Below are 23,477 nucleotides of genomic sequence, written 5' to 3'. Positions count from 1 at the left end.
GTTCATGTGCCGCGCAGTGTGCCGATTCGTCCTGTCAGGCCCGGCACAGATCCCTGTTGGATCGCCCCTCAGCCCTGCTTGCTGTAGAGGCGGAGCGTGATCGGGGCGCACACGAGAGTGATGACGGCGGTCACGGTGAGGGACCAGGCGACCGCGCCGCCGGCGCCGCCGGTGTCGTTCATCAGGTCCCGGGCCGCGGTCGCGACGTGGCTGAGCGGGTTGACGTCGACGAAGGCCTGGAGCCAGCCGGGCATGGTGCTGGGCTGGACGAAGATGTTGCTGGCGAACGAGAGCGGCATCAGCACGGCGTTGGCGATGCTGAGGACGACGGCCGGGTCGTGGATGACCAGGGCGACCGTGGCCCACACCAGGGACAGCGAGAGCCCGAAGGCCATGACCAGGGCGACCGCGGCGAGCACGCCCAGCACGCCGCCGTCGGGGCGGTAGCCCATGATCAGGCCGAGGCCCACCACGATGGCGGAGGCGAACAGGTAGCGGGCGGCATCGCTGAGCAGGCCGCCGAGCACGAAGGCGCCGCGCCAGACCGGCAGGCCGCGGAAGCGGTCGAGGGCTCCGCTCTGCACGTCCTGGGCGAGGCGGGCACCGCCGTACATGGTGACGATGGCGATGCTCATGGCGAGCACGCCGGGCAGGAGGATCTTGAGGTAGTCGCCGGTCGAACCGCTGACGGCGCCGCCGAACAGGTAGGTGAACAGCACCGTGAACAGGATCGGGATGGCGGCCGAGTCCACGAGCTGCTTGGGGTCGTGCTTGATCTTGAGCATGGCGCGCCTGCCGAAGGCGGCCGAGGCGGCGATTGCCCCGGCACGGCGGCGTAAGCGTCCCGCGGCGAGCAGGACGTCGATCGGGTCGGCCTCCGCCGCGGCGGGGCGCGTGGAGGCGGCCTGGGTACTCATGCGCTCAGGTCCTCGTGGTCGATGGTGGCCGGACCGGCCCGATGGCCGGTCAGGGCGAGGAAGGCCTCGTCCAGGCTGGGCCGGCCGAGCGAGAGCTCGGCGATGCCCACCCCGGCGTCGGCGAGCCGGGTCGTGGCGCGCCCGAGCAGCCGGCCCACGTCCGTCGCGGCGAGCGGGGTGGCGAGCAGCAGGGACAGGGAGAGCGGGTCGTCGGCGAGCTGGACCGTCCCCTCCAGGGCGCCGGCCAGGATCTGCAGCGCTTGCGGACGCTGCTCGCCGTCGAGGAGCCGGAGGTGCAGTGTGCCTGAGCCGACGCGGGACTTGAGCTGGGCGCTGGTGCCTTCGGCCACGATCCGGCCGTTGTCGATGACCGCGATCTGCTCGGCGAGCTGGTCGGCCTCCTCGAGGTACTGGGTGGTGAGCAGCACCGTGGTACCGGCCGCGGCGATCCGGCGGACCAGCTCCCACACCTGGTTGCGACTGCGCGGGTCCAGCCCGGTGGTCGGCTCGTCGAGGAACAGCAGGTCGGGGGTGACGATCAGGCTGGCGCCGATGTCGAGCCGGCGGCGCATGCCGCCCGAGTAGCCGCCCACCGGGCGGCCGGCCGAGCGGGTCAGGTCGAACGCGTCGAGCAGGGCGTCGGCGCGCTGGCTGCCGGCAGCCCGGGACAAGCCGTGGAGCCGGCCGAGGATCAGCAGGTTCTCGTATCCGGTCAAGTCTTCGTCGAGGGAGGCGAACTGGCCGGTCACCGCCACCCGGGCCCGGATCGCGTTCGTCTCGGTCAGTACGTCGTGACCGAGGACGCGGGCGGTGCCGCCGGAAGGCCGGGTCAACGTGGCCAGGATGCGGATCGTGGTGGTCTTGCCCGCCCCGTTGGGGCCGAGGAACCCGAACACCTGACCGCGCCGGACCGTGAGGTCGATCCCGTCCAGCGCCCGGTGCTCTCCGTAGACCTTGACCAGACCGCGCGCCTCGATCGCCGGATGATCTCCACCCAGGCTTTTCTTTGACATGTCGTAAGAGTTAGCTATCTCTTACAGCATGTCAAGATTATGGCCGAACGCATATTATTCTTGGCATGGTTGACCCGCACGACACCGCTACGCCGCCACGCCGCCGCCGGTCCGACGCCCGGCGCAGCATCGACGCCATCCTCAACGCGGCCCGGGTCGTGCTCGGCGAGCGGCCCGACGCGAGCATGGAGGACATCGCCGCCACGGCCGGCGTCACGCGCCAGACCGTCTACGCGCACTTCCCTTCACGCGACGCCCTGGTCGCCGCCCTCGTCGAGGCCGCGGCCGCCGAATTCGCCGCCATGCTCGACGACGCAGGCCTCGACACCGCCCCGCCCGCCGACGCGCTGGCCGAATTCCTCGGCGCCGGCTGGCGGTTCCTCGACCGCTATCCCATGCTGCTGAACGCCACCGCGGCCCGGATCCCGCGGCCCGACAACGACCCCCATGACTTCGCGCCCCCGCGGCTCGAACGGCTCATCCAGCGAGGCCAGCACACGGGCGACTTCGACCCGTCACTCCCCGCGGCCTGGCTCGCCGCCGTCATTTTCGGACTCCAGCACACGGCCGTGGCACAAGTCGCGATCGGGCACCTCACCACCCACGAGGCAGAGGCGCTGTGCTTGGAAAGCACACTGCGCCTCTGCGGCGCGAAGGCACATCGCTAGGCACGTGGCGTCGGAGGGGTCTCCGTCGATGAGCGTGAAGAGCTCGTCGTCAGTGGCGGAATCGAGGGCGCCCGCCGCCACATCGCGGGACGGCGCCCCGCTCTCCGGGTGAGCGTCGTCCCATCGGCTCAGCAGCGTCTGGAGGCGCCTGGAGATCCTGCCCCGCAGTTCCTCCTCCGGCTCACCCCGCAGAAGGGCCTTCTCGCGGCTGTCGATCTCGTCGAGCACCGGCGCGGACCGTGGCGCCGCCCCGGGGGTGAGCCCGCTTCGCAGGTAGTCGGCGAGTTCGGCCGGAGTGGGATGGCCGAAGACCAGCGTCGCCGGGAACCGGCAGCCGGTCGCGCCGGCCAGCCTGTTGCGGAGGTCGACGGCGGTGAGGGAGTCGAACCCGATGTCCCGGAACGGACCGTCCGGGTCCATGCTCTCCGCGTCACTGCCGCCCGACGCGATGACGGCGTGCGACCGGACGAGGTGAAGCAGGAACTGCTGCTGTTCGGCTTCACTCAGCGATGCCAGTTGCCTAGCCACACCGGTGGCGGGGTCGGGGCAGTCACTATCCGGGGCTGGACCGGCGCGTTGATCAGACCACGCCACAGCGGCGGAAGGAGACCGTCGCGGGCAAGGGTCCGTAGCCGGCCGGTGCGGACGCCGGTCGCCGGACGCCGGTCGCCGGTCGCCGGTCGCCGGTCGCCGGTCGCCGGTCGCCGTCGAACTCTCCTTCGCGTTCAGGACACACGGGGAACTTCAGCACCCGCGTGTAACGGCGAAGGCCGGTGGCTACCGCAGCGCGCCCCCACCTCTCCGACCGGAGTCGCCTGGGAGCCAAATGGGAGCCGGTTCGCTCCCCAAGCCCCCGCGAGACCGCGCAGGACCAACCCACCTCAACGCCCCAGCGAGTAGACGGGAGGGATCTCACCTCCCGGCTCTCTCAGAACCGTGCGTGAACCTCTCGATTCACACGGCTCCCATCATCCGGTCGTTCGAGGCCGGAGGAGTTTCCAGTGGGCGAAGAGCCCCGGGTAGAGCTTGGCGGTCTTCGCCAGGCCCTGCCACGCCCGGCTCCGACGGCGTCGGAGCCGCTTGTACTTCTGCGTGGCCCATCGCATCAGATACTGATCGATGCCCATCAGGCTCGGGACCAACGCGGACGGATAGAACCGGCCGTAGTAGTTGATCCATCCCCGCACGACGGGATTGATCTCCCGTGCGAGGTCTGCCAGGGACGATCCACTGCGCAGGTGCAGCCGCCAACGGCGGATCTGCGCCCGAATGCGCTTGGCCGCCTCGTCGCTGATGGCCGGGTTGAAGCCGAAGAAGTAACTCCCCGTCCTCGACCGGACTTTCCGCGAGCGGAACGTGTATCCGAGGAAAGTGAACGAGACGTGCTCGTACGAACCACGCCTCTTGCCGTCCCTGCAGTACACGATGCGGGTCTTGTCGGGATGCAGCCGCAAGCCCCCGCACTCGGCCAGCCGCTCGGCCGGGAAGACCCGTTCCATCCAGGCGTCGAACGCGTAGTGCATGAACAGGTTCGCCAACAAGGGAGAAATCGCCGAGCCCTGGGGACTCCCGCAATCCCGCGCGACCAGCTCACCACTTCGATGCAGCAGCGGAGCCTTCAGCCAGCGCTCCACATACAGCAGAATCCACCGCTGGTCGGTGTAGTGGGCCACCGCCCTGAGGACCAGGTCGTGGTCGAGGTTGTCGAAGAACCCCTGGATGTCGATATCGACCGTCCAGTCGGTCCTCCAGCACCGCTCCCGACAGACCGCGACCGCGTCCAGCGCGCTTCTGCGAGGCCGGTATCCATAGGAATCGGGGTGGAACATCGGTTCCACCTCCGGTTCCAGGACCATGGCCGCCGCCGTCTGCGCGATTCCGTCCGCGACCGTCGGCACCCCGAGAACCCTGACCTCGCCCGATCCCCCGGGCTTGGGGATCTCCACCATCCGCACCGGCGGCGGGAAGTAGCTGCCCGACGACAGACGATTCCACAGTTTGTAGAGGTTGCCCCGCAGGTCAGCCTCGAACTGCTCGATCGACTCGCCGTCGACCCCGGCCGCTCCCCCGTTCGCCTTGACCCTGAGATACGCCTCCCAGACAACATGCTTCGAGATCTCGAACGGCTTTGGCCCACTCATCCGGCTCCTCCCAGGAACCCCGGTTGACCGCCAAGCAGACCTGGATGATCCGTCCCCTTCGCTCCACCCGCATTACCGGGCTTCGTCACTACTACGAGACGGTCTGCCCCCGTGCCCCGCATCGGTACTCCGCCCCTTGCGGTGTTGGCCGCTTGGGGATCTCCCTCCGCCGCCGGCCCCACAGGCCAGCAGCAGTATCGGGGCGACAGGTTCTCACGTTCCATGCAGGAGCCCAGGTCAGGCTCGCGCCGCCTACATGCCGGACGCCATCCGGGCAGTCAGCAGGCTCCCCCCGGACTTGTCCCAGAGCCCTGGTCTCGCCCTGGTTTCGACGCCACTGGAGTTTGTTACGACACGTCATCAACGGTTCGCTCTCGCTCGCCTTCCTGACCCACACCTGACGCGATCATCGCCGCGCCTTTTCCCGCAGCGCTCACCACGAACGGCACTTAACCGACGCAGCCTGCGGTGGTTTGGAGCCTCCCCCTGCAGGGCGACCCCGGAGGACCTACCTCCATCTCCTGCACAGCACCGCTTCCAGAAGCTCCTACATCAACGCCTCCTTCAGCGATTCGTGACACACGACCAGCACAAACACCAACCACCCCGGTAGCGATCTTGCCCCGACCTCATTCGGGACGAAGAGGTCGTGGGTTCAAATCCCGCCACCCCGACAGCTGAATCACCAAGTCAGGGCCGGTTTCCCTTCAAGGGAGACCGGCCCTGACTGGCGTTCCGGGGTCTCTCGGGGGTGGCCGGGGAGTGGATCATGGAAGTTCACTCCCCAACCGTCACCCCAGACGCGCTCTCAGCAAGGCGACCATCTTGTGAAGGTGCCTGAGCCCATCAGGAGTGAGGCCCCGCGCGATCGGCAGCCAACACGCGTCCGCACGGCCAGAGGCATTCCGGCCCCGCGCCGGCACACCCGGCCAGGGGTCCGCCATCACCGGCACAGGGCGCGCCTCCTGTGGAGCCTTCTTCGGGCACCACCCCGTCGTGGCCGGCTGGAACAGCCAGGTCGCGAATCCGGTCCGCCGCCAGTGCGCCGCCGTCTCCCCCGACCGGCCAGCGCGGACGTAACCGAGTTCCGCGATGGCCGTCTCCAACCTGATCCGCGCAGCGGCGAGATGCAGGCATCCTCGGCCGCGACCGACCCTGCTCCGGGGGCTGACGGCAGCACGGCCTGTCGGAGCCCACGGCGACGCCCGTCCCCCGTCGCCAGGGCTGCCCCGAGCACATCGACATTGCCGGCAGGCAGAGCCCCGGGCAGCTCAGGCAGCCGGGACACCATCTGGGGGGCGGCTCGGCGCGGCCCAGAGCGGCTCTAACATCGTGGCAGGCCAGGACGACAAGGGCCTGAAGGTCAAGGAGGGCACTCATGCCAAAGATTGGCACCGTCACCCTGAACGGCGCCACGGCGGTGATCGAGGCGACCACCACCGTCACCGCTGCCGGCCGCAGCTTTCTCACCGTGCAGGCGCCCGGCGCCACCCTGGTCGGCGTCGGCTGTGTCTCTGCCCGCACCCCCGGCACGTCCTACAGCGTCGAGGGCTTCGCCTGTGACACCTCGCCCGTGGCCCGGCTGATCGTGGAACCGGCGTAGCGCGATGCGGATGCGATCGCGGGTCGGGCTGCCCGGAGCCGCAGCAGGCGCGGCGCTGCTGGCAGCGCTGGGGATCCGGGCCTGGCCGGAAGAACGGGACGAGGAGCGTCGGCGCGGGCCCGGGCAGGTGCCGACGGATCTGCGGGAGCGAGATCCAGAGGCGACCCTCGCCGCACGCCAGGTGTACGCGATGCTCGCGGGCCTAGAGAACAGCGCGCGCCACGGACGACCGAGCCGTACGGTGATCGGCCAGCACGTGGAACTGCACAACGAGCGGCACAACCCGAAGTACGGCGACTACCGAGGCACCAAGCCGCCGGGCTACTACTACCGCAAGGCCCGCGACATCACCGGCCGCCTGCCCGGCTTCGTGGAGCTGGACCTCGGCCCCGGCTACGGCCAGCCCGGCTGGGCGGTGGGCCAGGCCCGCCCCTACTCCGACGCATGGCCGAGCTGCCGCCGGTACTGGGGGTACGTCGAGGACGCCGTGGACCTCGCCGTCGGCGTGTGGGCGGGCCTGCCCCGGGCGGCCGACGGCTCATACCGTCCCTCCGGCACGCACTGGGATTGCGCGTCCGGAGCCGAGGTGGCCCTTCCGCACAACGGGGGCGCTCCGGCGGGCCTGGTCGGCTTCTCCTTCCACCAGCCGTACCCGGGCAGCCCCGTCAAGGGCTTCGTCCAGACCCTGCACCGCAACTCGCCCGCCGCCAAGGACCCTCGCTGGTTCGCCCGTGTGGTCACCCCGGGCAGCCCCGAGCACCGTGCCCTGCTGCTCGATCTCCGCTACCTCGCGGACCACCTGGGCTACCTCGCCGACCGCGGGGTACCGGTGCTGCTGCGGCCGTATCACGAGATGAACACCGCGCCCGGCCGGGGCTTCTGGTGGGCGGGCCAGGACCCGGCCGCGTTCCGGAGGCTGTGGCGGCTGACGTACGACTATCTCGTGCACCGCCGCGGCCTGCACAACCTGATCTTCGTGTGGGCGCCGAACTCCTGGGACGGGTCCTACGGGCAGGAGCCCGGGGCGTACTACCCGGGCGGGCGCTATGTGGACGTCGTCGGCATCGATGACTACAGCGACACCCCGGCCGAGCCTTTCGGCGGCGGAGCCTGGACCGAGGTGTGGTACCGCGGCCTGGAGAAGTACCGCAGGCCCCGGATCGTCGCCGAGTCCTTCCACGTACCGCTCAACGCGGCCCAGCCCCGGACCCTGACCCGGACGCCCTGGGTGCTGTGGACGGTGTGGGGCCAGGCTCTGTCGTACGACAACGTCTCCACTCCCCGGAAGAAGAACACCACGAACGACGTGAAACAGACGTATTACTCTTCCCGCGCTATAACGGCGCAAGATTTCAGTTGATGAACTTTTAAACACATCTTCTTCACGCCGGTTCCATGCATCTGGCAAACATGCGAGGATTGTGCTCCTGTTCGGCCAGTAGTTCGAGAGCCCCGGGGGGGTCTGAAGGGCGAGTGGCCGAGAACGCCAGGGAAGGCGTTGGGGGCATCCAACCCAGAGTGAAAGTGCCGTGGCGCGCTCCGTCGCGCCGCGGTCGATCTCTGTCGCTGCCTCAACGCATCCCCGATTCACGGGAGTTTCGCAGTCGTCATGGCATCGACACTGGTAGACGGGGGCATGCCGCATTCGCGGCACAATCAGAAGCTGGCCAAGCGCACCGCGACCTGGAAGCCGGGCATCCTGCCGTTCCTGCTGCCCTTCTTCCTCCTGGTCGCCTTCGGCCTGTGGACCTACCGGCCCAGTTCGTCGACGCTGAGCTGGGCCCTGACCGTCGTGTGGTCCCTGCCGGTGGTCGGCGTGATGGTCGGTATCCAGGGTGCCCTGCTGATCCGCCGCCGGGTCCGCAAGAGCGACCGGATGACCCCGCCCGTGCCGGCCGAGCAGGACTTCCTGATCATCCTCTGCCCCACGATCGGACGGCACGACACCTACCCGGCCCTGGAGCGCTCGGTCCTCTCCTACGTCGAGCACCTGCCGGAGTGGTTCCCGTACATGCGGGTCGACATCCTCACCGAGGAGGGCTGCGAGGCGGCGGAGGACATCGACAGGCTCGCCGACTCCCACCCGCTGATCCGGGTGATCACCGTCCCCAAGGACTACGTCCCGGCCAACGGCACCCGTTTCAAGGCCCGCGCCAACCACTACGCTCACGAGCTGCGCATCGAGGAGGGCGAGGCCCTCGACTATGTGTGGGTGCTGCACATGGACGACGACACCGGCGTCGGCCCCGACACCGCTTCCTCGCTCGTCCAGTTCATCAACCGGCAGCGCCGCGCCCACCCCGACGAGGCCAAGCACATGGCCCAGGGCATCCTGACCTACCCCCGCGAGAACGCGGCCAACCTCTTCACCTGGCTCGCCGACGCGGTACGCCCCGCCGACGACATCGCCCGCTTCCGGGCCCTGACCGGCATGGGCACCCCGGCCGCCGGTGTGCACGGCGAGCTCCTGGTGCTGCGCGCGTCCATCGAGGCCACCATCGGCTGGGACTTCGGTCCCAAGGAGATAGTCGAGGACGCCCGCCTCGCCCTGACCTTCTGCCGCCGCTACCCGGGCCGCAGCGACTGGTTCAACGGCCGCTGCTACGGTGCCTCCCCCGCCAGCTCGCAGGACTTCGTCAAGCAGCGCGAGCGGTGGGCCTGGGGACTGGTGGCGCTCTGCTTCAACCGGGCCGTGCCCTTGCGCTACCGCTGGTTCCTCTCCATCTGCGTGGCCACCTGGATCCTCGGCCCGCTCCAGCACATCGCCGCCGTGCTGCTCCTGGGCTGGCTCATCAACGACATGAACACCTCGCCCGTGACCCAGTCCGTGGTCATCCTGTGGGCCCTCAACTTCGCCTACGTCGTCTGGACCTACTGGGAGGGGCTGCGGCTGAACGCGCTCGCGTCGGTCAGCGGCCGGCGCAAGTGGTGGGAGCCGATCGTGGTGGTCGCACTCATCCCCGTCTTCTCCGTCCTCGAAGGACTCGGCGGCTTCAAGGGCTTCCTGAGGTTCGTCCGGCGCGAGGAGAACAAGTTCGTCGTGATCGCCAAGCCCGTCTGACCGCCCGGAAGAAAACTGACATGCGCTCGAGACTGCCCCTGCTTGCCATTTTCCCGGTGACCGTCCTCACCATCGTGCTGGGCACCCCCTTCGCGCTCGGCAACCACCCGGTGCGCTGGGAGTCGGGCTCGGCCCTGCCCAGAATCGTCAGGGGCGACTCCGAGGACTCCCGCACCCCTGCCGACGACGCCACCGGAGCGACGTCCGCGCCATCCTCCGCTCCCCCCTCCTCCGCCGGCGCCCTCAAGGTCGCCAAGCCCTGGAAGCCCGGCATGGCGCAGTGGGGCGTACAGCTCTACTGGGAGGAGGAGACGAAGAAACGTTCCGACACATTCATCGAGAACCAGGCCCGCAAGCACGCCGAGTACCTCGTCGGCCTGGGCGCGAACTCGGTGTCCATCTCCTTCCCCTTCTTCACCGAGGGCACCACCTCCAACGAGGTCTCGGACGGTGCCAAGACGCCGTCCCCGAAACGCCTCCAGCGGGTGCTTAAGGTGTTCAGTGACGCCGGTTTCCGCACCACGCTGCGCCCGATCATGGACGAGGCGTCCCTGAACCCACCGGACGGCTGGCGCGGCAACATCGAACCAGCCTCGCGCTCGGCCTGGTTCGCGTCGTACAAGCAGTTCCTCACGCCGTACCTCGAAGTGGCCAAAAAAGAGAAGGCCACCACCTTCGTGATCGGCACCGAGCTCAACTCCATGGAGGGCGACGCAGGCTGGGACAGCCTGGTCGACTCCGCCGAGAAGACCTTCTCCGGCGAGGTCGCCTACGACGCAAACTGGGACAGCTACGTCTCCGGTCGCATCAACATGCCGGTCAACCACCTCGGTGTCGACGCCTACTTCCCTGTCAAGGTGCCGGACACCGCGCCCGTCGAGCGGCTGGTGCAGGGCTGGAACGAGTGGCTGGACAAGAAGTCACCCGGAAAGCTGCCCAACATCACCGTCGCCGAGGCCGGCATCGGCGCCATGGACCGCGCCTACCACGCACCGGGCGACTTCTACACCAAGCGCGCCGTCAACCCCCAGGTGCAGGCCAACTGGTACACCGCCGTCTGCCAGGTCGTCCGGGAACGCCAGATGCAGGGCGTCTACTGGTGGTCCATGTGGTTCGACGACGATCCGAACACGCCACCGGACGACAAGACCGCGTCCCGCCTGGACTTCGCCGGTCGCCCTCTCACCGAGAAGGCCATCAAATCCTGCTTCACCTCTGACTACGCAGGCCCTGGCACCGACACCGCTAGCTGACCGAGCGAGGCAATCATGCAAGAAGCCATCATCCTGGTGGGCGGCAAGGGAACTCGCTTGCGCCCGCTGACCAACCACACCCCGAAACCGCTGCTCAACGTCGCGGGATCCTCCTTCATCCGGCACCAGATTGCCAAGCTGATGGACGCGGGGGTCGAGCACGTGGTGTTCGCCACCTCGTATCTCGCCAACCTCTTCGAGGAGGAGTTCAAGGACTTCTCCCAGGACCTGGAGATCTCCTACGCGGTCGAGAGCGTCCCGCTCGGCACGGGCGGTGCGATCCGCAACGCCGGCCGCATGCTGCGCGGTTCGGCGGACGCACCTGTCCTGATCCTCAACGGCGACATCCTGTCCGGCCTCGACCTGCGTGACGTCCTGGAGCAGCACGCGGCGCGGGAAGCGGACGTGACACTGCATCTCACCCGCGTTGCCGACCCTCGTGCCTTCGGCCTCGTACCCACCGACGATGCCGGAAGGGTGCTGTCCTTCCTGGAGAAGCCGAAGACCCCGGAGGAGTGCGTCACCGACCAGATCAACGCCGGCTGCTACGTCTTCCGCCGGTCCGTCCTTGACGCCATCCCGGCCGACCGCGAAGTCTCCGTCGAGCAGGAGACCTTCCCGGAGCTCGTCGCCCAGGGGCGGCGCGTGTTCGGCCACACCACGCAGGACTACTGGCGTGACCTCGGCACACCGCTGGCATTCATCCATGGGTCCGCCGACCTGGTCACCGGCAAGGTGACCTCGCCCCTCGTGGAGCGGTCGACCGAGGCCCTGATCCATCCCACAGCCACCGTCGACCCGACCGCCCGCATCACGGGAGGCTCGACGATCGGTCCACACGCCGTCATCGGCCCGCACGTGGTCGTCGATCGCTCCATCCTCGGCGGGAGCGTCACCGTGGCCGAGGGCGCCCGGATCCACGAGTCCGTGGTGGACCACGACTCCTCGATCGGCGGCGAATCCTTCCTCCGTGAGGCCGTGGTGGGCTGCCATGCGCAGATCGGCGCGGAGAACGAACTGCCCGCCCAGCTAAGGCTGTCGTGCGGCATCCGCATTCCTGCCCAAGGGGTACGCGTCAGCGGTACGGCTGCCGCATGCCTGACGGCCCACTGAAGTCACCTACCTGCCGCACGGTTTGACGGACAGTCAGTTACTGGAGAAACATGCCCCGCCATCGCACATCGGCCGTGGAGACAGAGCGTCTTCGCAAGTACCGGCCCGACATTCAGGGCCTGCGTGCCGTAGCCATCATGATGGTGGTCAGCATGCACTGCGGCATACTCGACATCCACGGTGGCGTGGACGTGAGCTTCGTTCTGAGCGGCTTCCTCATCGGCGGCCAGCTCTTTGCCGAGATCGACAAGACCGGCAAGGTGTCCCTGACCAAGTTCTGGGCGCGCCGCTTCCGACGGCTCGCGCCGCCCATGGCTCTCGTCATCGTCGGCACCGCGGTCCTGGCATGGATGTACGGCAGCCCGCTCAGGTTCCGTGCCTATATCGAGGACGGTCTCAGCGCCTCTCTCAGCTTCCTGAACTGGCGCCTGGTCGAGAACGGCACCGACTACTTCGCCAACGACGGGTCGCAGTCCCCGTATCAGCACTTCTGGTCGCTGGGCATCGAGGAACAGTTCTACGTCGCCGCCCCGATCGTCCTCGTCGTGATCGTCTGGATCAGCCGAAAGATCTTCCGCAACCGTGCCCTGGTCGCGCTGTTCCTGATGGCCGTGATCGCCGGATCGTTCTATCTGGGCTGGTCGAAGACCCCCGTGAACCAGGCGCTCGCGTACTTCAGCACCCACACCCGGATCTGGGAGATCACCTGCGGTGTTCTGCTCGCCCTCGCCGCTCCACTCGTCTCCCGCATGAACACCGGCCTGGCCGCGGTCGTCTCGTGGCTGGGGCTCGGCACCGTGCTCGTCACCGCGATGCTCATCTCCGCCGAGACGCCGCTGCCCGGCTACGCGGTGGCCGGCCCGGTCGTCGGCGCCGTCATGGTCATCGCCGGTGGCTGCGCCAATCCCCGGTTCGGCGCGGAGCGGCTGCTCGACAATCCCGTCCTCGACTTCGTCGGCAACGTCAGCTACGGCTGGTATCTGACCCACTGGCCGCTCCTGGTGCTCTGGCCGTCCATCACCGACCGGGATTTCACGTTCGAGGAGCGGATGCGCGTCGTCGTCCTCTCGTTCGTGGTGGCCGTCGTCCTGCACTACGCCGTCGAGCGCAAGTTCAAGAAGAACGTGTCGCTGGTGGCCCGCCCCTGGAAGGGCGTCTTCACCGGCGGATTCACCACCGCGGGCACGGCAGGGGCGATGGTCCTGGCCAGTATCGTCCCGCTGCACCTGGCGACGTCGTCGTCGAGCACGGTCGCGGTCGGATTCACCAGCGAGGCGTCGGTCGAGGACGCCGTGCACCGCACGCAGCTCTCCGCGGCCGTGCAGGGCGCTCTGCAGAGCACGCCCAAGAACTCCGCCAAGCACGGCTGCATCGACAACTTCGACGTCACGAAGTTCGTGATGCGCGACGGCTGTGTCGCCGGCGACCCGAAGGGCTCGAAGACCCTTGTCCTCATGGGGGACTCCCACGCCTGGCAGTGGAACGACGTCTACCACGAGATCGGCAAGGAACTCGGCGTACGGGTGGTGACCCTGTCGAAGGGCGGATGCTCGCCGCAGATCTATCGCATCATCAACCCCCAGGTGAACCGCGAGTACACCGAGTGCGACAGCTGGCGCCAGTCGGCCTTCGCGGAGCTCAAGAAGATCCACCCGGACGTCCTTGTCATCGCCGACCGAGCGCGCCGTGAGGCGAACCGGGCCGGCGCCGAGGCCTCGTTCAAGGTGTTCAAGGAGACCGGCGCCAAGCTCGTCTACATGACGGACACCCCGCAGCCCGGTCAGAACATCCCCGACTGTCTCGCCACGCACATCGACAACATCACCCCCTGCAACCGCAAGCAGTGGCAGGCGCTGGAGTACACGGAGTTCCGCGCCATGGAGCGGGAAGTGGCCGAGAAGTACGGCGCGGACATCATCGACACGACGCCCGCGTTCTGCGCCGCGGACGTGTGCCCGGCGGTCATCGGCGACCAGGTCGTCTACTTCGACAACAGCCACATCACATCGTCGTACTCGAAGACCCTGAAGCCCTTCCTCAAGCCGGCCCTGGAGAAGGTCCTGGCTGACTGACCCGAGGAAGGGGGGCTCCGCGGTGATCACCGCGGAGCCCCCCTTTCGTCTTCAGCTCGCCGCACCCCGGACCCGCCGAGCCTGCGGCTGTTTCTCCGCGAACTGGTCGTCGGCCGGGTAGGCGAACTCCTCCAGCGTCAGCCCGTGCGGTCGCTGTTCGCGCACCGCGTGGGGCCGCCCTGCCGTCGCGACACTGACGTACGTCTATGCCGATTCGACCGCGGTCCTCGGCGCGCTCGCCACCTACGCCGAACCCCACTGCTACGGACCTGTGCGCCGAGCACAGCGAGCGCCTCACCGCCCCGAGCGCGGCTAGGAGGTCGTACGGCTCTCGGACAGCTCCGCCCCGACCCGGCCCAGCGGCGACGACCTCGAAGCGCTGGCCAACGCGGTCCGCGAGGCGGCACGCCCCCACGAACGCGCGGCCGAGGCTGGTGGCGGTGCGGGCCTGCGCAGGGCGTACCCGATGGCACCTTGCGTGGTCTCGGCGGGTAGTTTGAGGCGACCGCAGGGACTTCAGGAGGGTTGGGCCGTGGCTGCATCTGCTGATCTGTCGCAGATCATCAAGGCGTACGACATCCGCGGGGTGGTGCCCGATCAGTGGGACGAGCCACTGGCGGAGCTGCTCGGCGCCGCCTTCGTGAAGGTGACAGCAGCGGACTCGATCGTCGTCGGCCACGACATGCGCCCGTCGTCGCCCGGCCTCTCGGCCGCCTTCGCGCGCGGCGCCGCGGGCCAGGGCGCGGACGTGACCCTGATCGGGCTCTGCTCCACGGACCAGCTGTACTTCGCCTCGGGGGAGCTGGGGCTGCCGGGCGCGATGTTCACGGCCTCGCACAATCCCGCGCAGTACAACGGCATCAAGATGTGCCGGGCCGGGGCTGCGCCCGTGGGCCAGGACTCGGGACTCGGGGAGATCCGCGGGCTCGTCGAGGCATGGCTCGCGGAAGGGGCGCCGGCCCCGGTCGCGGCCCCCGGCCGGGTCACCGAGCGCGACACGCTCACGGACTACGCGGCCCACCTGCGCTCCCTCGTCGACGTCGCGTCGATCCGTCCGCTCAAGGTCGTCGTGGACGCGGGCAACGGCATGGGCGGCCACACGGTCCCGACGGTCTTCGCGTCGTTGCCGATCGAGCTCGTACCGATGTACTTCGAGCTCGACGGCACCTTCCCGAACCACGAGGCCAACCCTCTGGACCCGAAGAACATCGTCGACCTCCGGGCCCGCGTGCGCGCCGAGGGCGCGGACATCGGCCTCGCCTTCGACGGCGACGCCGACCGCTGCTTCGTCGTCGACGAGCGCGGCGAGGGGATCTCGCCGTCGGCGATCACGGCACTGGTCGCCGCGCGGGAACTGGAGAAGCACCCCGGCGGCACGGTCATCCACAACCTGATCACGTCGTGGTCGGTCCCGGAGGTCGTACGCGAGCACGGCGGCACCCCGGTCCGTACCCGCGTCGGCCACTCCTTCATCAAGGAGGAGATGGCCCGCACGGGCGCGATCTTCGGCGGGGAGCACTCCGCCCACTACTACTTCCGCGACTTCTGGAACGCCGACACGGGCATGCTCGCCGCACTCCACGTCCTCGCCGCCCTCGGCACCCAGGACGGCACCCTGTCGGCCCTCGTCGCCCGCTACGACCGCTACCGGGGGTCCGGCGAGATCAACTCCACGGTCGCCGACCAGACGGCCCGCACGGCGGCGGTCCGCCGGGTCTTCGCCGACCGCGAGGACGCCACCATCGACGAACTCGACGGCCTGACGATCGCCACCCCCGACTGGTGGTTCAACCTCCGCCCCTCCAACACCGAACCCCTCCTCCGCCTCAACGTCGAGGCCCGCGGCGAAGTCACCATGATCGCGATCCGCGACGAGATCCTGGACCTGGTCCGCGGCAGCTGACGCGCAGTCCCCGGTGGCACGGCGCCGCACCGGGCCGCCAGGGACGCCCGACGCCCACCGCACCGCCCCGGTCCAGGCGCCCCGGGCCAAGGCGCCCACCGGGCCGCCGGGTTCGTGGCGACGGTCCAGCGGCAGTCCGGGCCACGCCCATGCTGGTCCGGTCACAACGGCGCTCCCAGCTACGGGCGGCACGGGCGGTCCCCGCGGCGGCTCGGTCCGGGCTCGCGGCCGGTGACCGTTCCGCTCGGTCCGGCTCACGGCCAGCTGGGGAGTAGATCATGGAAATTCAATCCCCGATCGTCACCCCAGACGCACTCTCAACAAGGCATCGAGCGCACGCACTGGCGACCGAGGATTCATGGCCAACCGCGCCTCCAGCGACTCCTCCCACTGCTCGGTTAGTTCATCCATGAGCCGATTCCTCATCCGCGCGGTGATGTGCGAGTAGCGCGCCTGCACCGAACTGTCCTCGTGCCCGAGACGCTCATCCATGAGCTTGGGCGGAATTCCGAGCTCTTCCATGACCGTCTTGTGAGAGTGCCTGAGCCCATGCGGAGTGAGGCCTCGCGCGATCGGAAGCCAGCACGCTTCCGCCCTGCCAGAGGCGTTCCGGCCCCGCGCCGGCACTCCAGGCCAGGGGTTCGCCATCACCGGCACAGGTCGCGCCTCCTGCGGGGCCTTCTTCGGGTATCAGCCCGTCGTCGCCGGCTGGAACAGCCAGGTCGCAAATCCGGTCCGTCGCCAGTGCGCCGCCGTCTCCGCTGACTGGCCAGCGCGGACGTAGCCGAGTTCCGCGATGGCTGTCTCCACCCTGGTTCGCGTCCGCTCTGCAATCGTGTCCGGCCGGTTCAGCACGTTCGAGACCGTTGCCGCGGAGACGCCGGCGCGGCGGGCGACGTCGACCAGCTTTGCGCCGACGTGCCGGGCAGCGCCGTTGGCGGGACCGTGGCCACGGAACACATGGGCATGCTCGTGACACGGACAGGGTGCCGATTCGGTCCGGGCGATATGGCTTGCGACCAAGCCAGACAGCCACTTCTGCGTGTCGACGGTCCGGTAGGAGTCGTCCTTGGGTGGGCAGCGTTCGAACTCGCCCGAGTCGAGTTCGTAGAGCTGCCACTCCACCCGCACGGAGGCAGGGCGGACGAACTTGCGCTCCAGGCCGACGATTTCGCCCCACCGCATGCCGGTGCAGCCCTTCAGGACCACAGCCACGAATTCGTCGTCGCGGCCGGACAGCAGAGAGGCCCGCTCGGCTGTCAGGAGGATGCCGAGGGCGTCGGTCACCACCTTCTCGGGGCCCCGGTTCCGGGAGCGGCCGGCGCGCTTGCCCCTGCCACGCCTCTTGGTGGCCGGATTGGAGTCGCGCAGCCCTTCGTCTACAGCATCGGCAAGGATGAGGTGCAGCGTGCCGTGCCAGGTCTTCACACTGGACGCAGCGAGCTTCCGCTCCTTCTTCTCCCAGGCGCCGACGTCGGTGGACTGGATGTCGGCGATGGCCTTGTCCTCGAAGGCAGGGAGGAGGTGCTCCTCGATGTGCCGCTTGTAGTTCTGCATAGTCGATGCGGCCAACTCCTGTGCTGCATACCAGCGGTTCACGTACTCGCCGAAGGTCTCCTTCCCGGCATTCGGGTCGCGATAGCCGACCTTTCGAACCTTGGCCTCCGCATCGTTCGCTGCCTTGGCGGCCTCGCGCTTGGTGACGAATCGGATCGTGGCACCGTTGGCGTCCACCACAGTGCGGAGCACACCAGGTGCAATCCAGTACCGGCCTCGGTAGTAATCGGCGCGCTTCTCGCCGTAGCCCATGCTTACCTCTCGCGACAAGCGAGGGGTGGAAGCCATGGCTGGCCTCCACCCCTCGTGATCGGCTCTTCTGATCAAGCGGCGTTCCGCGCGCGACGCGGACGGCGCGCACGGAGACTCACTACTGGCCCCACCGGCTGCGCCATAGTGCGGCGCCGGGGTATGGCTTCGCCCTCGATGGCATTTGCCGGGCTGGGTCGCTCCTCAAGAATGTGGAAGATCTCTCGAACGTGATCGCTGGTAAAGCGGTAACCACTACCGCTCCTCAGGAAGGGGATGCGCCGTCGGCGGACTTGTTCCTTCACCCACCACTCCGAGCACCCCAGTGACGTCGCTACCTCCGCCGCCGAATAGCTCGGGGGAAGTCCACTCTCCTTCGACACCTTCGTGACTCCTCTCTACCCTCTGGGGGATCCGCAACATCCGCCACGCCGCAACATTGCAGGTCAGCGGGGGTGAATCTGTGGCGGATGTTGCGGACCTGGGAGGGGGCGGGGGACAGTACCGGGTCCAGGCGTCCGCGAGGTCTTCCGCGTAGTAGCCCTTCGGGGTTCCGGAGGAGATGCGGATGCCGCGCGGCTTGATGGGCTTGTTGCCCGGGGTGACGTACTGACCGAGGAACTTGGCCAGGCCCCGGGAGTTCAGGGGCTTGTCGTCCAGATCGGCCCACGGGGCGTCATCCATCGCGAGGAGACGTTCGAGGATGACGGCGGTGGGCAGTCGCTCCGCTCCGCAGAACACGGAGTCGCGTAGATCCGTGAGCAGCCGGACGCCAAGGGATGCTTCGTCGTTGTCCTGGGCGGCGTTGACGAGTTCGACGCACGCCGCCCTGGCCCGCTCAGGCCAGTGGCCGCCGGCTGCATCCGCGACGGCCAGGAGGGGTTCCCACACGTCGGCCGGCCGGTCGTTGATCCCGTCCAGCATCTCGGGCCAGGCGTCCTTCACGCTGTCGCGCACGCTGTCGGCCCACTCGGCGAGACGATCCCGCAGCGCGAACCCTTCCTTCTCGTTGAGACGCTGCCGGTAGGACTCCACGCTCTCGTTGGGGGCCCGCTTGCGCATCCGGATGATGACGGAGCGGGTCAAGATCGTGTCCGGCAGGGAGCCGATCCCGCCATGGCGACCGCGCAGAACGACGAGAACGGCTGGACCGTCTGGTTGGCCCCGTCACCGACGCAGCGGTGCATCTTCCCGGACCGCCGGTACCCGGAGTTCAGGAAGCCTCGGACCGGCTCGTTGTCCCCAGCCTTGGGACCAAACACGGTGTCGATCTCGTCGAAAAGGATCGTAGGACGGCCCTCAGGCGCGTCCACGAGACGGAAGAGGGCGTTGGCAGAGGAGTTGACCGTGGTCAGGGCGCGGGGCACCACGGTTTCCACGATCTCCAAGGCCCGGCTCTTGCCACTGCCCGGCTCCGGGGAGAGGAACGCCAGACGCGCAGTGGAGTCGAAGCAATCCATGAGGTGGGCGTGCGCGTCCCACAGGACAACAGCCACGTAGGCGGCTTTCCTGGGGAAGATGTTGAACCGTCGGTGGAAAGCTTCCACCTCGTCGAGCAGGGCGGCGCCGTCGATCGGCGGGGTGGTCGGTGTCGCGTTCACGTGGCGATCCCTTCCTGGGTCGTGCGTAGCGGGCAGCGGGCGCGGTGGGCGGTGTGGTCTGCGATCAGAGCCAGGGCCTTGCGGCGGCCGTCGGCGAAGAGGTTGCGGCCGCACTCACACACACTGGTGGCGGTGGGTACCGCACCTCTCGGGGCGGTGATCAAGCCTGACGGTGCCCGTCTCGCGACGCGCCGCACGTGCTGCCCTCAGCCCCCGGACGCCCGGAATGCGCGCCTCGTACTCACATGCGAATCTGAAAGTGGCCCCTCGTCCGAGATCGGCTACAGGAGGCGTGATCGTGAGCAAGAAGCAGAGCCGACAGAATCGCGGTGCCCGCACAGGTGGCCACGAACGCAGCGCGTCCGCGGAGACGAAGGATCAGACGCAGACGCGTATTCAGGATGCTCCTGGGCCGGTGCGCGCGATATCGGAGCAGGTCTCCCACCGGAAGCAGCGTAGGTTCGGGCACAACTGATCTTCGGCGGCCGACCGTTACCAAAGCGCTGTGGTGGCACCCCGCGTCGGGGCCACCACAGCGTGCGTCTGTACGTCGGCCGAAATCCGCGCGACCCCGGGGCGCCCTCTGTGGCGGCGCGGCGCCGATGTGCCACTGGTGGTGCGGTCGGACCGCGGACCCGCACGGCTTCCCGGAGCGACCGGCCGCCGGTTCCATGACCCACCCGGCGACGGGGGCCGTGCCCCCTGCGCCCGGGTGCACGGTCAGCGCGACGGCTCCGCGACCCTCGGCACCGGCGCCGGGGTCAGGTCGCCGGGCGTGAGCGGGACCGGTCCGCCACCTTGCCCGACCACGGGGCCGGTGCTGCGCGCCCTTTCGATGGTGGCCATCCGCAGCACCTCCTGCGCGCCGAGTGCGGACTCCTGGCCCGGCGCGTCCGTCCGGTCGGTTGCGAGTGCGAAGCGCATCGCGGTGAACAGAGCTGCCCGCTGCGGCGAGTTCGATGTCGATACCGAGGCCGGTAGTGATCCCGGCCGTCAGGATCCGTCGTACTGCCGCCTGCGCGAGTACCGGCATCGGCATCTTCGATCTGCGGGCAGACCGCGAATGTGCGCGCTGTCGATACCGGGGACGTCGGTGCCCGTCGTGGCCATGGTCGGGGTGACCGGTCCGTCGTCGTCCGACGGGAGGCATTGCTCGCGCACGCGGCGCGGCTCCTGGGGTGCGGGCCGCCGAAGCCCAGCGTGCCGCCGCTCGGCCGACCGTGCGCCGCTCGCGGTCCGACGTCGGTGAGTGCGCCGAGGAGCGGCGTCGCCGTGATCGGGCGCGTTCTGACGTGCGCCCGCGTCGAGCAGGCGTGATGATGCCCACGTCCAGCGCCGGTACGGCGCCCAACTGCGTCGCGGCATGCGGGCTCTCGGGGCGCACCAGGCGGCCGGCGCCCCGCAGGATCTCCGCAATGCCCGTCGAGCGACAGCTCGGAGTGGGACTGCCTGAGTGTCGCCTGCCGGGTGTACCGGTGTATGTCGGCCCGTCGGCGCAGGACGAACAGCCCTTCTGTGTCGATGACGTCGGCCACCTCCGCGTCAGGCGCGGGCATGTACCCCTGACAGTTCCCCGACGTGGCCGGGAACGGCGTCCACCGGTCGATGACGCGCTAAAATCACGGGCCGACCGGACTCCTGGTCGCGCCGCGTCGAGGACGGCGACGCTGCCGGTCTACAACTCGTACCACCCCAAGGCTGCGGGGCAGTCGGGCGGCTGTCTGCCCGCCTTCCGCTCGGTCGCGTAACACACAACGGGTAACAGGTAACGGGTTACGCGTTCGTGCGGTACGGAAATGTGGCGGTCCGCCGGACGTCTCCGGTGGGCCGCCACGTCCGTCGTCCCGCTCAGGCGCGGCCCGCAGTGCCCGGCCGGGGCAGGGCGAGGGCCGTCGCTGCGGCGAGTACGGCGGTGGCGGCCGACGCCCACCAGCCGTGCCGGAACGCGTCGAGTGCCGCGACCGGGGTCTCCGGGGTGGCGAGCAGGGTGACCATCAGGGCGACGCCGAGGACCGAACCCGTCTGGCGCGCCATCGTGGTGACGGCCGATCCGGTCGCGAACCGGGTCGGTGGCAGGGCCGCCGCAGCCGCACCGACCAGAGTGGGCAGGGCGAAACCGACGCCGATGCCAGTGATCAGCATGCCGGGCACGAACCCCGTCGCGTAGTGCGGAGCCGTATCGAGCGCGACCGCCCACCAGCCGAGGCCGACCGCGAACAGCAGGCAGCCGAGCGCCGCCGTGCGGCCCGCGCCGAGGCGGCGGACCACCGGGCCGGAGCTGACGGCGAGCGCCGGGACGACCAACGGTCCGGGCGCGATGGCCAGTCCGGTACGGATCGCCGAGTACCCCCACACCTGCTGGCACCAGAGCACCGAGGTCAGCAGCATCGCCGCGAACGCAACGGTGAAGAGGAGCGCGGCGAGGGTGGCGACGGCGAAGGCCGGGGTGCGCAGCATCGGCAGTTCGACGATCGGTGCGCCGTGCCGGGCCGAGCGCAGCCAGAACACCCCGCCGAGCGCGATCGCGGCGACGAGCGATCCGATCACCTGCGGCGAACCCCAGCCCCATGCACCGGCCTTGACCAGTCCGAGCGCGAGGGCACCGATGGCGAGCGTGAGAACGGCGGCGCCGAGCAGGTCCGGGAAGCGGCCGCCGCGGTCCGGGCGGGCGTCGGGCAGCAACCGGGCCCCGGCCACCAGTCCGACCGCACCGACCGGCACGTTGACGAGGAACACCCAGCGCCAGTCGGCCTCCACGAGCAGCCCGCCGATGACGGGACCGAGACCGGCGGCGATCCCCCCGATCGCCGCCCAGCTGCGGATGGCCTGCGGTCGGCGCTCCCACGGGGTGTTGACGAGCAGGAGCCCAAGCGAGGTCGGCATCAGTGTGGCGGCTCCGGCGGCCTGCAGGGCGCGGGCGGCGACCAGCCAGCCGACGCCCGGGGCGACGGCGCAGAGTGCGGAGGCGGCGGTGAAGACCGCCAGCCCGAGGAGGAAGCCGCGCCGGTGCCCGTACCGGTCGGCCAGCCGGCCCGCGACGACGAGCAGCGCGGCGAAGACGATTGCGTACGCGTTGAGCACCCAGGACAGCGAGGCGAGGGAGCTGCCGTGGAAGGAGTCGCCGAGGGCGGGGACGGCGACGTTGACGATGAACAGGTCGAGGTTCACGACGAAGACACCGGTCGAGATGATCCAGACGGTGGCGTGCGAGCCGACGGCCGGGACCTTCGCCGCGGGTGGCGCGGACGGCGCGGGGTCAGCCGCATCGGCGAGTGGGTTTGATTCTCCAACTGTCATGGCGGCAAGGTAGCGACAGTGAGTTTGAGATGGCAACCTTGTAGGGGTGAGTGCAATGAACGGATCCGTGAGCCGGATCGACACAGGCGCACTGCCCGGGCGGCCCTGTTCCGCCGCCGCCACGCTGCATGTGGTGGGCGAGAAGTGGGCACTGCTCGCGGTGCGTGAGATCTTCTTCGACAACCACCGGTTCGAGGCGATCGCCCGCAATACCGGGGCGCCGCGGGACCGGCTCGCGGCCAGGCTGCGCTCGCTGGAGCAGGCCGGGGTGGTCGAGCGACGCCCGTACAACGAACGGCCGCCACGGTACGAGTACCACCTGACCGAGGCGGGCCGGGACCTCGCTCCGGTGATCCGGGCGCTGCTGGACTGGGGCGACCGCTGGGTGCTCGACGAGCCGCCGGTCGTCATGGTCCATGAACCGGGCGGCGCCCCTCAGCCGGGCAGCGCGGATACCCGGGCCGAGGACGGGCACGGGCACGACCTCGACGCCGCGTGGGTCTGCCGCACCTGCGGCGAGGAGGTCGTGATGAACACCCTCACCGTGGACGTCCGCTCCCCCGGCTGGGACCGGGCCGGCCCCACCCCCGTACCGGCGGCCCCTGAAGCCGCGCCTCAGTAACGTTCGGCGAGATGCTCCCGCCCTGCCGGAGGCTCGTACGGCTCCGGCCAGAAGTCCGTGATCTCCACAATCCGGCCCTGGTCGTCCCCCGAGAAGAAGTGGATGGCGTGCATCTCTTCCGGGCCCACGGTGAACAACGTCCGTACGGCCACCTGTTCGCCGGCCCGGTCGGCCACGATCCGCTCCACACGGACATGCCAGTCCCCCGGGTACTCCCGGTTGAACCGGAGATACCGCTCCTTGCCGCGGATGCGCTCGCGGGTCTGCGGCAGGTCGTAGAGCACCTCTTCGGCAAGCGTCGTCGCGAAGGTGTCCCAGTCACGTGCCTCGGCCGCGGTCCAGTACGTCTCCACCGTGGCGCGCAGATCGGCAGTCATGGTTCGAGTCTGTACCCCACCACTGACAAC

Annotated in this window: 15 protein-coding genes and 5 pseudogenes; 10 read left to right on the top strand and 10 right to left on the bottom strand. The window is 69.2% G+C overall.

The genetic code is table 11. The features are described 5' to 3' along the window. Positions 1-68 precede the first annotated feature (68 nt). Together AB0I23_RS15440 and AB0I23_RS15435 are read right to left on the bottom strand one after the other, a co-directional pair. On the bottom strand, positions 69-917 hold the full coding sequence (locus AB0I23_RS15440) for an ABC transporter permease (protein WP_359109690.1): 849 nt from the start codon (positions 915-917) through the stop codon (positions 69-71). Further along, entirely contained in the window at positions 914-1,930 is a 1,017-nt protein-coding gene (locus AB0I23_RS15435; RefSeq protein WP_359109689.1) for an ATP-binding cassette domain-containing protein, read from the bottom strand. The genes AB0I23_RS15440 and AB0I23_RS15435 overlap by 4 nt, the downstream gene beginning before the upstream one ends. Positions 1,931-1,995: 65 nt before the next feature. Between AB0I23_RS15435 and AB0I23_RS15430 the strand changes: the two genes are divergently transcribed. Then, positions 1,996-2,598, top strand: coding sequence for a TetR/AcrR family transcriptional regulator (locus AB0I23_RS15430; protein ID WP_359109688.1), 603 nt, complete (start codon positions 1,996-1,998; stop codon positions 2,596-2,598). Between the two features lie 282 nt (positions 2,599-2,880). Here AB0I23_RS15430 and AB0I23_RS15425 read toward each other — a convergent pair. The 3 genes and pseudogenes from AB0I23_RS15425 to AB0I23_RS15415 all read right to left on the bottom strand — a co-directional run. Beyond that, a pseudogene (locus AB0I23_RS15425) lies at positions 2,881-3,018 on the bottom strand (acyl carrier protein); the annotation flags it as partial. Positions 3,019-3,566: 548 nt separating this feature from the next. Continuing rightward, positions 3,567-4,739, bottom strand: coding sequence for a group II intron reverse transcriptase/maturase (locus AB0I23_RS15420; RefSeq protein ID WP_359109687.1), 1,173 nt, complete (start codon positions 4,737-4,739; stop codon positions 3,567-3,569). A gap of 824 nt (positions 4,740-5,563) precedes the next feature. Further along, a pseudogene (locus AB0I23_RS15415) lies at positions 5,564-5,854 on the bottom strand (LacI family transcriptional regulator); the annotation flags it as partial. A gap of 263 nt (positions 5,855-6,117) precedes the next feature. On the opposite strand from AB0I23_RS15415, the gene AB0I23_RS15410 reads away from it, so the two are divergent. From AB0I23_RS15410 to AB0I23_RS15375, 8 genes and pseudogenes are all read left to right on the top strand, one after another. Beyond that, entirely contained in the window at positions 6,118-6,342 is a 225-nt protein-coding gene (locus tag AB0I23_RS15410) for a hypothetical protein (RefSeq protein ID WP_359109686.1), read from the top strand. Between the two features lie 10 nt (positions 6,343-6,352). Then, complete coding sequence (locus AB0I23_RS15405; RefSeq protein WP_359109685.1) at positions 6,353-7,702, top strand: glycoside hydrolase family 26 protein; 1,350 nt, start codon at positions 6,353-6,355, stop codon at positions 7,700-7,702. A gap of 276 nt (positions 7,703-7,978) precedes the next feature. Next, complete coding sequence (locus tag AB0I23_RS15400; RefSeq protein WP_359109684.1) at positions 7,979-9,403, top strand: glycosyltransferase family 2 protein; 1,425 nt, start codon at positions 7,979-7,981, stop codon at positions 9,401-9,403. Between the two features lie 20 nt (positions 9,404-9,423). Then, positions 9,424-10,656 (top strand): glycoside hydrolase family 113, encoded by a 1,233-nt coding sequence (locus AB0I23_RS15395; protein ID WP_359109683.1) that lies wholly within the window; start codon positions 9,424-9,426, stop codon positions 10,654-10,656. A 15-nt stretch (positions 10,657-10,671) separates the two neighbouring features. Continuing rightward, positions 10,672-11,769 (top strand): nucleotidyltransferase family protein, encoded by a 1,098-nt coding sequence (locus tag AB0I23_RS15390; protein WP_359109682.1) that lies wholly within the window; start codon positions 10,672-10,674, stop codon positions 11,767-11,769. Between the two features lie 50 nt (positions 11,770-11,819). Further along, positions 11,820-13,841: an acyltransferase family protein gene (locus tag AB0I23_RS15385; RefSeq protein ID WP_359109681.1), complete on the top strand. Its 2,022-nt coding sequence runs from the start codon at positions 11,820-11,822 to the stop codon at positions 13,839-13,841. A gap of 193 nt (positions 13,842-14,034) precedes the next feature. Beyond that, a pseudogene (locus AB0I23_RS15380) lies at positions 14,035-14,343 on the top strand (DUF3499 family protein); the annotation flags it as partial. Positions 14,344-14,373: 30 nt separating this feature from the next. After that, positions 14,374-15,744, top strand: a complete 1,371-nt coding sequence (locus AB0I23_RS15375; protein WP_359109680.1) for a phosphomannomutase/phosphoglucomutase — start codon at positions 14,374-14,376, stop codon at positions 15,742-15,744. A 300-nt stretch (positions 15,745-16,044) separates the two neighbouring features. Here AB0I23_RS15375 and AB0I23_RS15370 read toward each other — a convergent pair. From AB0I23_RS15370 to AB0I23_RS15350, 4 genes and pseudogenes are all read right to left on the bottom strand, one after another. Continuing rightward, positions 16,045-17,553 (bottom strand): annotated as a pseudogene (locus AB0I23_RS15370) (LacI family DNA-binding transcriptional regulator). A gap of 447 nt (positions 17,554-18,000) precedes the next feature. Continuing rightward, a pseudogene (locus AB0I23_RS15365) lies at positions 18,001-19,151 on the bottom strand (DUF3631 domain-containing protein); the annotation flags it as partial. Between the two features lie 720 nt (positions 19,152-19,871). Beyond that, entirely contained in the window at positions 19,872-20,075 is a 204-nt protein-coding gene (locus AB0I23_RS15360) for a hypothetical protein (RefSeq protein WP_359109679.1), read from the bottom strand. Between the two features lie 924 nt (positions 20,076-20,999). Beyond that, a complete protein-coding gene (locus AB0I23_RS15350; protein ID WP_359109678.1) occupies positions 21,000-22,448 on the bottom strand; it encodes an MFS transporter in 1,449 nt (482 codons plus the stop codon). A 55-nt stretch (positions 22,449-22,503) separates the two neighbouring features. Between AB0I23_RS15350 and AB0I23_RS15345 the strand changes: the two genes are divergently transcribed. After that, positions 22,504-23,070, top strand: coding sequence for a winged helix-turn-helix transcriptional regulator (locus AB0I23_RS15345; RefSeq protein ID WP_359109677.1), 567 nt, complete (start codon positions 22,504-22,506; stop codon positions 23,068-23,070). On the opposite strand, the gene AB0I23_RS15340 is transcribed toward AB0I23_RS15345, so the two are convergent. Then, positions 23,064-23,447, bottom strand: a complete 384-nt coding sequence (locus AB0I23_RS15340; protein ID WP_359109676.1) for a nuclear transport factor 2 family protein — start codon at positions 23,445-23,447, stop codon at positions 23,064-23,066. The genes AB0I23_RS15345 and AB0I23_RS15340 overlap by 7 nt on opposite strands. Positions 23,448-23,477: the final 30 nt, after the last annotated feature.

Origin of the sequence: Streptomyces atratus, from assembly GCF_040655115.1 — a bacterium.
Taxonomy (GTDB): Bacteria; Actinomycetota; Actinomycetes; order Streptomycetales; family Streptomycetaceae; genus Streptomyces; species Streptomyces atratus_D.
This window is presented reverse-complemented; position numbering and strand designations above follow the sequence as displayed.